Annotated in this window: 9 protein-coding genes; all 9 read right to left on the bottom strand. The window is 41.0% G+C overall.

The window, feature by feature from the left end:
- Window positions 1–186 precede the first annotated feature (186 nt).
- Window positions 187–381 (bottom strand): DUF6728 family protein, encoded by a 195-nt coding sequence (locus tag AS141_RS22260; RefSeq protein ID WP_057939919.1) that lies wholly within the window; start codon window positions 379–381, stop codon window positions 187–189.
- 142 nt (window positions 382–523) lie between these two features.
- Window positions 524–2,506, bottom strand: a complete 1,983-nt coding sequence (gene ispG / locus AS141_RS22255; RefSeq protein ID WP_057939918.1) for a (E)-4-hydroxy-3-methylbut-2-enyl-diphosphate synthase — start codon at window positions 2,504–2,506, stop codon at window positions 524–526.
- A 5-nt stretch (window positions 2,507–2,511) separates the two neighbouring features.
- Entirely contained in the window at window positions 2,512–3,216 is a 705-nt protein-coding gene (locus AS141_RS22250) for an SDR family oxidoreductase (protein ID WP_057939917.1), read from the bottom strand.
- A gap of 63 nt (window positions 3,217–3,279) precedes the next feature.
- A complete protein-coding gene (locus AS141_RS22245; RefSeq protein WP_057939916.1) occupies window positions 3,280–6,750 on the bottom strand; it encodes a hypothetical protein in 3,471 nt (1,156 codons plus the stop codon).
- 40 nt (window positions 6,751–6,790) lie between these two features.
- Window positions 6,791–10,495 carry a sensor histidine kinase gene (locus AS141_RS22240; protein WP_057939915.1) on the bottom strand — a complete coding sequence of 1,235 codons (3,705 nt, stop codon included), beginning with the start codon at window positions 10,493–10,495 and terminating at the stop codon, window positions 6,791–6,793.
- A gap of 62 nt (window positions 10,496–10,557) precedes the next feature.
- Window positions 10,558–10,803, bottom strand: coding sequence for a hypothetical protein (locus AS141_RS22235; protein ID WP_057939973.1), 246 nt, complete (start codon window positions 10,801–10,803; stop codon window positions 10,558–10,560).
- Window positions 10,804–10,926: 123 nt separating this feature from the next.
- Window positions 10,927–11,481, bottom strand: a complete 555-nt coding sequence (locus AS141_RS22230; RefSeq protein WP_057939914.1) for a DUF420 domain-containing protein — start codon at window positions 11,479–11,481, stop codon at window positions 10,927–10,929.
- On the bottom strand, window positions 11,462–12,136 hold the full coding sequence (locus AS141_RS22225) for an SCO family protein (protein WP_057939913.1): 675 nt from the start codon (window positions 12,134–12,136) through the stop codon (window positions 11,462–11,464). The genes AS141_RS22230 and AS141_RS22225 overlap by 20 nt, the downstream gene beginning before the upstream one ends.
- A gap of 76 nt (window positions 12,137–12,212) precedes the next feature.
- Window positions 12,213–12,545 carry a cytochrome C oxidase subunit IV family protein gene (locus tag AS141_RS22220; RefSeq protein WP_057939912.1) on the bottom strand — a complete coding sequence of 111 codons (333 nt, stop codon included), beginning with the start codon at window positions 12,543–12,545 and terminating at the stop codon, window positions 12,213–12,215.
- Window positions 12,546–12,554 lie beyond the last annotated feature (9 nt).

The raw sequence follows: 12,554 nt of genomic DNA, 5'->3' as shown, positions 1-12,554 counted from the left end.
TCTTAGTAGAAGGGATCCGGATTAATCCGGATCCTTTTTTTGTTTTATAGAAAAAGCAGTTTATTACACATATTGTTTTATGTATAAAACAATATGGAAGCACTACTCCTTAAGTCAAATCTACTGGACTAATTAAGCACCTCCACGTCCTATGCGAAAAACTTAGCGCTCACTGCGCTAAAAAAATCAAATAAACCGCTTCACAATCCAAAAAATCAGCGCCAATAAAAAAACCACGATGGAAATCTTGTTGATTCCATGCATCATGCGCAGGTTATAATTGGACTTTTGGTTGGGATCTGGTTTTTGAAAAACCCGCACAAGGTAGTTTCCAAAATCACCCATATTGAAGAAGCTTTTTGCTTTATTAGTATCAGACATAGTTTGAGTTTTTTTGGTTAACAAAAAGGATTGGATATTTAATTATTGTAACCTCGGAGGAGACTCTCAGCGAAGCCGAAGGGTCTCCTCCAAGGTTTATATCTTAAATCAAAACCCTAGAGGTTATTAGAAACCCCGAAAGTTAGATAGTTTCTGGCTCGTTCCACATTCCGTCTTCCTTGATGATTTCTATCAATTTATCTACGGCTTTTTCCGAAGGAACAGATCGTTTCATCACTTCTTTGCCTTTATATAATGTAATTTTCCCTTTACCGGAACCTACATAGCCATAATCTGCATCGGCCATCTCTCCCGGGCCATTTACGATACATCCCATAATCCCGATCTTCACACCTTTCAAATGATCAGTTCGCTTACGGATCATCGCGGTAGTTTCTTGTAGATCAAAGAGTGTTCTGCCACATGAAGGGCAGGAAATATATTCTGTCTTGGACATCCTGGTCCGCGCAGCTTGAAGCACACCAAAACCCACAGAATTATGAAGTTTGATTTGTGCCAGCATTTCATCCCGGGAATGCTCTCTTTCTTTCTCCGAGGAAATAAATATCCCATCACCAAGGCCGTCAATCAATAATCCGCCTACATCCGTGGCCGCATAAAGCATTGTTTCATCCTGCGATTGATCAGGGTAACTGACTTTGACCACTACCGGAGTTTCAGACTTTGCGGCAAGCAGGCTCACAAATGCTCTCCTCAACGCGGGCATCGCATGTTTGTTCTCTGTTTTCAAAATTAAAACTGTATCCTTCCTCCCAGAAGTCAGTGCTATTCCCTCTGCTATTTGGCTATCAAAAATTTCCAGGAAGTTTAATTCCGGATGAAACTTTTTACCAATTGAAAAGGTCGCTACATCAAACAGCGGAAACTTATTTTTCAAGTCAAGTCCGTCCGACCAGATAGCCGCATCTTGGATTTCCTTCATACCATTTGGTAGCATAAATGGAATAGGATTGGCTCCGGAATAGACAAAATCACACCCCTGATCGTTCATTTTCCACTTGTCAAGTTCCGGAAGATAGAAATGACCAACAGCTTTCATTTCCTTCTCTGTGATTTTCTCAAGCTTTGATATATCAGTAATCACACGCGGAACATTATGCCCACCAAAATTGTAAATCTCTGTGCTATGCCGCTTGAAATGCTCATAAGGATTTACGGGGTATTCTTCAATCGGCTTAATCTCTGCATGCCCTACCCTATTGGCATATCGATCAATTAATGCTTTTGCAACAGGCGCCTCAAACTCAGGATCTTCGGTCAGCGACACACGAACCGTATCACCCAACCCATCTTCCAACAAGGTGCCGATCCCCACTGCCGACTTGATTCGACCATCTTCTGCTTCTCCTGCTTCAGTCACTCCGAGGTGAAGCGGGTAAGGCTTGAAACCACCTTGATCTAATTTCTCAACAAGCAACCGATAAGCTTGCACCATCACCTGCGTATTGGATGATTTCATCGAAATCACAATATCGAAGTAATTTTCGTCCTCACAGATCCTCAAAAATTCCAGCGCAGATTCTACCATCCCCAACGGAGTGTCACCATATCTACTCATTATCCGATCAGAAAGTGACCCGTGATTGGTCCCAATACGCATCGCGGTGCCGTTTTCCTTACAGATATTTACCAACGGCAAAAATCGTTCACGAATCCGGTCCAACTCTTCCTGATAGGTGGCATCGGTATATTCTATGACTTCAAATTTCTTCTTATCAGCATAGTTACCTGGATTCACCCGCACTTTTTCGACTATCCTGGCCGCTACTTCCGCGGCATTTGGAGTAAAGTGAATATCCGCAACTAACGGAGTATTGTAGCCTCTTTTGCGTAGCCCATCCTTTATGTGCTGAAGGTTTTCAGCCTCTTTGATACTTGGCGCAGTGATTCTTACCAGTTCACAACCCGCTTCGATCATTCGGATACTTTGCTCGATGGAGCCCTCGGTATCCATTGTATCGATAGTGGTCATAGATTGAACCACAATTGGATTATCACCTCCTACGATGACATCACCGATTTTCACAGGAATAGTTTTTCTCCTTGAATAATTCGTCAAGCTATCGCAATATAGCTGCTCTAATGATTTGATAATTGGATCCATGGGGTTTATATATCTCCTAATTGGGGTCGGATAACTAGTTCTTCAACAACTGATTGGGGGGAAAGGTTATTAGCTGCCCACACTGATTCTGCGACATCCTCCGCTTTCATAAATCTCTCTATCGGCAAATCCACTCCTTCCCAACTTGACGTATAAGTCGCACCTGCCAGTATGGAAGTTACTTTTATACCATACGGTTTTAATTCTTCCCTAAGGCACTTGGTCATACCCAGCATTGCCCATTTGGAAACGGCATAGCTTCCGCCGTTGGGATAGGCAGTAAGTCCTGCAACGGAACCCATGGAGAAAATATGTCCTGACTTTCTTTCGATCATTTCATTCACAAATCCTCGTGTCAAATAATATGCAGAAAATAAATTGGTCTTCATCATCAGATCAAAATTCTCATCAGGCTCATTATGTATAGCTCCCGGTAAAAATACCCCTGTATTATTCACCAGTACCTCAGGAATCGTCACCGCCTTGACCTCGTTCACAAATCTTGTGATATCCGTCTTTTTAGAAAGATCAGCCTGAATCGAATGCACTGCTATAGAAGGGTATTTCCCTTTCAGAGACATCTTTAAACTAGCCAACTCAGCCGCATTTCTAGCACAGGTGAAGACATCAAATCCCTCTGCCGCAAAACGCTCAATTATCGCCCTTCCTATTCCTTTGGTACCTCCGGTTACGAGGATGCTTTTACTCATTTGATTCGTAGTTTAATAGTTAGTATGACAACTATCTAGCTTACGCAAAGTTACATTAATTTATCAAAACAGCGCCGAAACTTGCATTCTCCCTACATGCACAATCTGTTCTAATCCTTGCGAATTTCTTCCTTCATATATCAAATTGAGCTGTAATCCCTCTCCTATTTTTTGAAGCCAGTTGACATTCCAGGTCACATTGGTACCTGGAGTCAACGCCTGTAACATTTCATATCCCACGGGGGAATTTGTTACTCCATTGTAATCGATTTGAATCAGTTTTAGATTTCCTGTCAGTGTCGTTTTTACAGCTCGTGCAAAGCGAATATCGAGCCCCACTTGATTCAATTGAGCTTTTTCCCTGAATTCCATATTGGCCGTATTGCTTTTTCCTGTAAAATTATACATCACCGTAGTTCTGAAATAAGGCGTTGGCTGCCAAGAAAACTCTGGACCAATCTGATGTTGGGAAATCGTGTAATTTCTGTTGTCCAAAAAATCAGAAGAAGAAAGTCTTTCCCCTGTCCCCGCCAGAATTCTAAGTGTCGTCTGGCCACTGAAATTATAACGTGTATTCAATTTCCAATCCTTTTGAATCAAGTCTTCAAATCCTCCGGAAAGCAATTGCTTAAACTGAGAATCGAAATAGGTCAAGTCAAATCCATAGGTAGCGGAAGCTCTATTAAAAAAGACACTTGACCGAATCACTTGCCGAAGTGACAGAATATCCTCACGATCCACGCCTCCCGGCAAGGGATTTATTCGATCTCCAAAATCATCTGACGTGACTTTTTTCTCTACACTGAGACTTGTAGTGTTGGAGAATTTATGTAAGAATGCCCGTAATCCTCCGGTATCCTTCCAAGACTCAGGGAATTTTGCCTGTATGCGATAATTTAAAATACTCGTATATGCCTGAACATAGGTATCAGTAGGAACAAAAATCTTGATGTATTGCTTTTCTTCAGGATTGATTGCAAGGTAAAACTCATTCAATTGCTGGATCCCATCGTCGTTATCATCTCTCCAAGTATGCGTTCCCTCGCCGTTTGGAGCTGGTAAAAACACGAATTCACGCTGCAATTCACGCCCATTTCCAATGGCATATGAAATTTCATTCCGAATGAGGTTTTTACCCAAACTTCCCTGATAATCTAATTTTCCCATTGTAGTAAGTTCAGAAATCAGATCTTGCTGCAAATATTCTAGTTCCCGATAGGTGAAAGTACTACTTAGACTATGTTGTGTCCATTGCTTTCGAAAGGTAAAATTAGAAGTAAACGCACGGGAATCGTTCAACAGTTGTCCTGCAAACGGGGCCTTATCTTCCCGCCATGCCGCATCTACCAAGAATGAATAACTCAACGAATCATTGCTTCGCAGGTAAACCAAATGCTGTTTGAAATTCATTGCAGTACTCACCACCGAATCCGACTCAGCACTTTTCAGCGCATTTTGGTCCAGAGAAAATTGATAGCCAGGAACCACGATTTTTGACTGAAAACTCAAATCGCCGAGGTACCGTGTCCAATCTGATCGGAGCGAATCCTGATCTGAATTTAGCCTAAAGAACTCCTGCCTCACCCGGATTCTTTTTCCAACTTCCAAATTCCAATTGGCGGAATGCTGCGTTCCATATAAGTTGTTCTCCCGGTTCCTCATGTAAAAAAGGTAATCAAAACGATTGAGTGCATCTTTTTCAAAACCAATGCCCGCACGGAAAAACTGCTCTGCAGCAGCATTTTGCAAAGCTTCCTGCCCTAATCCCCAGTCCCTGTCAAATTCGATATACCTGAACCGGTCTATGAAATTGAAATTGGTGGAATTGTACTCGTACTCCGTCTGACCTTTCATGATGTAGCCTTTGAATAGTGAGGATTCCCGACCTTCACTTTGCACTCCAACCTTCACTCCAATCCCCTGATTATCCTCATCTTCAAGGTCTGAAAAGAGATTTTGATCTGCGGAAGAAAGTGCAAATTCCGTGTAGATCTTCTCGTGCTCATTTAATTTGATCCGTGTACCTGCCGTCACCATCCGCTTACTGTCCGGAAGCGGAAGCTGGGATAAAATGGAATAATCACCCTGTGACTGCCCGTTTGAACGTGGAACATATTCATAGACAGTCCCATTGGACAATTGGCTGGATCGGCGATAGTCGCCCAGCCCCTGTCCCACTTGGGAAAAACCCAATTCATAGTGCGCTTTCTCTGGATCTGAAGAATATGCATAATAGGTCAGTTGATTCCCTAAATCATCGAATTGGGTGATTTTTTCATACAAGATTCTATTTTGGTCAAAGGCCACACTATCTATCCGTGGAATTCTCGCCAACTCCGCGCTATCGCCCACCGAAGCTAAAAGTCCAAGTTCTTCCTGCGAAAAGTCAGTAAACAACGGCCTGTTCCTATTATCCTTCTCCTGATAATAATTTAAGTACACATCCACTCTCCCATTGCTTTGACTATGGTTGGCACCGATAATTGACCTGGAATAGTTACGCTCGGCAAATTCAAAATCAACCCTAACTCGGGAATATTGAGTGATCAAAACTTTCGGAGTAAAAGTGATTTCCGCCTGATTGTAATCAATCACGTAATCTTCATTGAAACCACGTTTGAGTTGCTTTCCATCCAAAAACACGCGTTCGGAATTTGCCATGATAATTACAAAACGCTCATTATTTGGCCCACTGACCCGATAGGGACCTAGAACTCCTTCCAAAATCGGTAGTTGAATCGAAGCGAATTTTCCTTTTGCGATGGAAGCAAATGCCTGTGAACTCGCTGTCCAGTTTTCATTCATCTTGTAATTGGAAGTAAACTGCAATCCTTGTACATTTTTGTAATAGCGCAGAAATTCAGACTGCCGCTGCTGAAGCACAACATCTCCAGCTGCAAGGGCGAAATCATCGTTGTAAAGCTCTATCAAGACATTGTCAAAGTCCTGAATTTGCTGAGTATTTCCCTCAGGCTGAAATGGAACATTTTGGTCAGTGATGCTGGCCCGGATTTTAAGGTTTTCAGCAATATCACCCTCCATTTGTAAATTCAGCGCGGAATTTACAAATACATTCTGCGTATTTCCGAAGGAAATCCCTCTGGTAAGACTACCTGATTTGTAAAGGTTTGAAGTAGGAAAAAGCTCTTCACGAAAATCAAACCCAGGTAATTCCTCAATCTGACTATCCTTAAATTGGGCAGTGGAATCGTAATCCACCAACAACATTCTACGGGCAATAGGCTGATCAAAGCGAACTGAAAAAGTGCTATAACAGAGCAGAAGTGAATCTGGCTTTATATCATTTTCAAAAACCACTTCAAGTTTGTTTCTGCTTAGCTCATAATTAAAAGGGTAGGACTTTCCGTTTTTATCCGTTATTCTTATAGTCTCCTCAAGCAAGGAAAGTGAATCCGGAATCACTGGACTGGAGAACACTTCGGTTTCTACCCATCGGCATTTTTCCTGAGCCTTTACCGAGGTAATAAAGCCCAGGACTAAAATCCAGAAAAATAGCCAAACACGCTTGCTCACTCCAAAATGCCTTTTGAATTGAAGGTACTAAAAAGATGAATTAACCTATCAATGGAAAAGTGAGATAGAAAGTTGTACCCTTCCCAAGTTCAGTTTCAAACCAGATTTTTCCTCCTGCAGTCTCCACACCGCTTTTCGCGATAGCTAATCCTAAGCCAGATCCCGTGGACTTGGTAGAGAAATTCGGAATAAAAATCTTGTCTTTCAACTCCTCTGAAATCCCTTTTCCATTATCTGTGATTTCCAGAAAAACGGCTAGGTCTGTCATCCATAGCCAAATTTTGATTACCGGTTTTACTCCGGATTCTACCGACTGGATCCCGTTGATTACTAAATTTGAAATTACACGCCCAAACAATTTATCATCGCCCATGATTGGGATATTCTCCGTAAACGAATCATCCTGGAATATCAATTCTATCTGCTGATCTCCGCTAAAGAGCTCCAGTACTTTATTTAGCACCATCTTGAAATTCATCAACTCGTTTTTCGGAAGAGGCATTTTTGCAAATGTGGAAAAGGAAGATGCGATTCCACTTAGGGCATCCACTTGATGGATCAAGGTTTCCAAAGATCTTTTCAACTTTTCCGCATCGTCCAGTCTGCCCGCATCCTGCAGCCGGATCAAATGCTGAAGAGTAAGTTTCATGGGAGTCAGCGGGTTTTTTATTTCATGCGCCACTTGTTTGGCCATTTCCCTCCATGCGGATTCTTTCTCTGTGGATGCAAGTACTTTTTTACTGTTTTCCAGCTTGAAAAGCATGTTGTTGTATTCATTCACCAGCAAGCCAATTTCATCCTTCGATCCCCAATACATCGGTTCGTTATTTTCCAGATTGGTAGCTTTTAGCTTTTGGGTCAGCAGTTTAAATGGAAAGGTAAGATTGGTGGACACAAAATAAGATACAAAAAGGAACAGGATGAAAATCACTACAAAAGCATTAAAAATATTGCTAAGCACATCGGCTATTAACGAGTTCAATTCTGCCTCCGACTCAAAGAATGGGACGGACAAAATCCCAAGGTTTTCCTGGTTTGCTGTGGCAGGAATGGATAAATAAACAGCTTTGTACCGCAGCTTTCCTATTTGCTCATCAGCCAGGTATTGGCTTTGACCCATCTCTTGAATCTCGGCTATAGCTTTGGGGTTGATCAGCGGAGCTAGGATTTTTTTATCAAAAATATTCGGACGGTTAGTGGATTCAAGCTTGCCCTCGGCACTATACACGTGGATATCACTTGCTGTTGTATTAGCCAGCTCATTTACCTCTTCATTCAGCTGATCACTATCTACATTCTCCGGCTTTTGATTATTAAGGAAGCTTCCAAGGTTACCTCTGATCAGTGCCGCTTTTTGGATGTACTGTCTATCCAGATCATTGCGGTAGCTATTTGCCAGTAAACCAATCGTGATGATACTGATGATGATAATGGGAAAGAAGAATGCAAAGTTCAGGTAAAGCTGAAGTTTGGTGGAATAGTTGAACTCAAAATTCTTGACCCCGGTGATCAGGGTATTGATCAAAATGGTCAAGAATGTCATGATCACAAAAAGCACAAAGAATAGGGATATATTTCCAAAAAAATGTGCCAACGACACATTTCTGGATGATACAATTATCAGCTCATCCCCATTCTTTATCCCGAAATGATGATATCCGTTTTGATGCACGCCCTCTGTCTGCAGAGCTTTGCGGGATAATATCCGCTCAAAATCTTTACTCAGGTAATTAAATGTTCCAGAGTTTCTGATAAATTCTGTCCCCTTGAAAATAGCATAATCGTAAAGTACCGGATCTAGCTTGTCGTTATATTGCTTATCCAATAACAACTTAGGATAGACACTCGTTGGCTGGACGCGCAATTGTCGAAGTTCGAGAAAAACTGTCCCAAGAAAGGAGCCTTCCTTACTCATTGGCACAAAAGCTATAAATCGATTACCATTTGTTGAATCATTTCCACGTATGAAATACAAATCCTTCACGCTGGTAGCGTAATCACTTTTGATATATTCCAATTGGATATCTTTGAGATTCTCTGCACCCGGAGACCCCAATATCTGCTGCCCTGAGGACGAGAAAATCCGAACCTGGACTTCAAATTGGTCAAAATAATTGTCCAGATAAATCCTCCTGATTTTAGTTTCAATAGGATCTTTAGAGAAAAGCGGATCTGCTATTCTGTTTTGGATGAACAAATCGTTTTTGATACGGGTGAAAATTTCTCCCAAAAAAAACTCAGTCATCACATCATTTTCGATAAGGTTTTGATTTGCAAAGCGGGTTTTGGATTGAATCAATTCACTTTTTTCTGTTTGAAAAGTGCTGATTCCTCCAATTATAGCTGTGATTAAGCAGGCAAAGAAAAAGGTCAAAAAGGTATCCAAGCCTAGTTTAAAGGCATTTTTAAAAAGTTCGAGGCGGATAATAGTAATAAGGAATGCCAGATGAATAAACCAAACCACTCCGCTCCAAACTGAAAAAAAGAGTAGCAAGGTTCCAATTGGCAATCCGAGAATAGCGATCCATTTAAAGTAAACTTTCTTGTTTGGATTAACTTCCAAAAGCAAGCTAAACATCGTAAGCGATATAAGTACATATATAGCACCCCACAGAAATAACATGAAAAAACTTATTCCTTTGAACCAATCAAATGATGGAACCGAACTAATATCCAAGGCCCACTGTGAGTTGGTCATCAATCCTCTCGGAAGGGACCACACCATGTACATACCAATGGAACTGATGAAAAGCGAGAAAAACAAGAAAACCAAAAACTCATTTCGGGATTTCAAAACTTTTATTTTCTCATGCGTTGCCCTCGAGGCGAGCTGGTAAATTATCATTGCTAAGATAAGGACACAGCAGAGGGTATTTAAGAGTAGGTCACCGAGGCTGGGATTGAACCATGACGAAGCGTAATTTACAGAATCGAATAGTGCCAGATTGAGATAATTGCCAGGAAAATCCAGCAAAAGCATCATGATTCTGAATGCTCCAAGGACAAAAATTGCATAACCAATTGATTGCCATCTTCTCCCGGATTTCCACTTACTAAGTATAAAGTCCGAACTCAATAGGAAGTATAGCAAAAAGACTGAAGTAAAAAAAATAAGGAAAGCGGGGTTAACCACCCTGCCGGCCGGACTGTAGCCAAAAAGAAAATTTATCCCAAAAAGGGGAATCCCTGCAGGATTTTTAACTATGGATACCGCTTCATCGGTATTTGCAAAAAGTTCGAATCTCCCATTTCCAAAAATACTTGGGTTTGCTCCTGTGATGAGGTAATTGTTTTCGATACTTCCTGGCCAAACAAGGCGAAGGACATGAAGCATCACATAATCTACCCCATTCCTTTTTACCTTTCGTGTCTTAAGCAGGAGTGTGCCATAAGGATCTTCTAAGAGTTGGTATTCTTTCTCAAGATTTACCTGCGAAAAATCAAGTGTAAGTGTGAAATCTGACCAATACAAAAGTTCTTTTTCTGGACTTAATATAAAAAATGGATGACTATGGGCCGGTGTACTCATGAGACCAAAACTTAATGAATCAGTAGGTCTCACATTCATAAGAACCTGAATAAAATCCTCATCAAATTCCTTGTCCACTTGCTGCACCCTATTCTCCAATGCCTGCAAATAAGTATCCTGATCACTTTTCTGAAAGAAAAAGAAATTCAAGATTAACACGGCAAGAAGAGAGAAAATACTGACCAAGATGATCAGGCGACGGGAATCATGCTTCATTTGGATGTAAAATAAAAAAAGCAAAGTCCTTGATCAAACTTTGCTCTTCTATTCGTTTCGCACTAAGCAATTTTAGCCTTCCTTTTTTTAGCATTTCTATACCAGAAATAACCCAGTACCATCGCTATGAGATAAGGCATGACAAAAAGATACATGATCCCAAGATTCAAACCAGCTGCAACACTGGTGTCACCATTACTCACATTGTTTTCTACAGAAGCCCGGCACATAGCACACTGGGAATAACTTGCTGTATTAATCAATAATGCAACGATTGAAAGAAATCCTATTTTAAGAGCATTTTTCATCTTTTTATAGTTGATTTTTATTGTCACATGGAACCTCGTATGGTGAATAATCATCCCAGTGTGTGTCGTTTTCGACATGCTCGATTTCATACCCTCTCCTACGGGATATATATCAGGCAGGTTTTAATGAACATAATAAGGACTGATCATCAGGTAAACTATCACTCCAGTGATAGTCACATAAAGCCAGATTGGATAAGCAAATTTAACAACTTTTCTGTGCTTCCCCCGCTGATCTGTATATCCATAATAATACGCAAATAGAATTGGGAAAAGTGCGACAGCAGCCAGCACTATGTGAGTCAGCAGTAGAAAGTAATAAATACCACGAATTACACCTTCCCCACCGAATGACGTGCTTTGGGCAGCGGCATGATATACAACATAGGAGATCAAGAATATAGCCCCTAAGCCAAAAGCCACGGTCATAGAGGCTCGGTGCAAAGGGATGTTCCCTTTCCTAATAAAGACTAAACCAGCAATCAAAGCAAAAGTGGCCGCGGTGTTCATCACCGCATTCAGATGGGGAAGAAAATAAACCCATTCTACACCCAAATCAATCTTAGAAGGCATAAATATCAGTACAGCTACTGCTACAGGGATTATTACAGAAATAGTTATAATCCATCCTTTGACTTTACCCTCATTTTCCAACAAACTAGTTCTTTTCGCTTGCATGTAATAACACTTTAGCTTCCAACATCAATAAATCCACATCTTCACGCGAGGTCCCACTGTAATAACCTCTTATCCTTCCAAGTTCATCGATCAGCATAAACTTATCGCTGTGAACAAAATCATCTGGAATTCCCAATCCATCTTCTGTGGGGATGATAAATCCACATTTGGCCAGGCTATAAGTCTCCTGCACACCGCCTGTCAAGAAGTCCCATTTACCCGCCTCCGCATTGTGTTTATCAGCATATTCTTTAAGAATTTCCGGTGTGTCATAAGATGGATCGATACTAATAGACATAATCCGGATCTGCTCTTCATCTCTAAACATATCATTCACCCGCTCCATTTCCGCAGACATTTTGGGGCAGATACTTGGGCAGGAAGTAAAGAAGAAATCCACTATCGTAATCTTTCCTTCCATTTCAGACCTGCCTACTTTGTCACCTTCTTGATTCGTAAATGTAAACTCAGGGATATAATGCTGGGTAGTGTCGCCAATCGGGCATTCCATGAAGGGATTATCCACCCCTTTTTCATAAAAGATTGGAATATCGTACGTATTGCTACCAAATCCCTTAAGAAACAGGAAAATTAAAATCGGCACTAGCAGAATGCAGACCAATACCATCCCCTGCAATAATCTCAAACTTCTCATAATAGCGGTTCACAAAAAAGAAGGTCGAAGTGTTTCACTTCAACCTTTCCTTAATTTAAATATTTAGGCATTTTGATCAAAACCAACGAAGCGAAAATATATCGGATCCTTCTTTAATAAGGACGATTATCAGCCAGAACAAGAAAGCTATAGGTACCAGGATGGAATAGATCAACGGCTTAACCTCATCCCCCAGGTGCATGAATTCCATCATGATATATTTAGCTTTCCATATAGTCAATGCCATGAACAAAACATAAAGAATTATTCCTCTGGGCATTGTGAAAGCCATTACAAATTCAGCAGCTGTGATTGCAAGCAAGATCAGAGCTGTCTTCCAGATTTTCTTGATCTTGTCATTGTTCCTAGGAACAACATTAAGAGTTGATTTATTTTCTTGAATATCCATAATTCTAAT

Origin of the sequence: Algoriphagus resistens, from assembly GCF_001442615.1 — a bacterium.
Lineage (GTDB): Bacteria > Bacteroidota > Bacteroidia > Cytophagales > Cyclobacteriaceae > Algoriphagus > Algoriphagus resistens.
This window is presented reverse-complemented; position numbering and strand designations above follow the sequence as displayed.

Coding starts and splice junctions, on each gene's coding strand:
- AS141_RS22260 (WP_057939919.1), bottom strand. CDS start 381: ATGTCTGATACTAATAAAGCAAAAAGCTTCTTCAATATGGGTGATTTT.
- ispG (WP_057939918.1), bottom strand. CDS start 2,506: ATGGATCCAATTATCAAATCATTAGAGCAGCTATATTGCGATAGCTTG.
- AS141_RS22250 (WP_057939917.1), bottom strand. CDS start 3,216: ATGAGTAAAAGCATCCTCGTAACCGGAGGTACCAAAGGAATAGGAAGG.
- AS141_RS22240 (WP_057939915.1), bottom strand. CDS start 10,495: ATGAAGCATGATTCCCGTCGCCTGATCATCTTGGTCAGTATTTTCTCT.
- AS141_RS22235 (WP_057939973.1), bottom strand. CDS start 10,803: ATGAAAAATGCTCTTAAAATAGGATTTCTTTCAATCGTTGCATTATTG.
- AS141_RS22230 (WP_057939914.1), bottom strand. CDS start 11,481: ATGCAAGCGAAAAGAACTAGTTTGTTGGAAAATGAGGGTAAAGTCAAA.
- AS141_RS22225 (WP_057939913.1), bottom strand. CDS start 12,136: ATGAGAAGTTTGAGATTATTGCAGGGGATGGTATTGGTCTGCATTCTG.
- AS141_RS22220 (WP_057939912.1), bottom strand. CDS start 12,545: ATGGATATTCAAGAAAATAAATCAACTCTTAATGTTGTTCCTAGGAAC.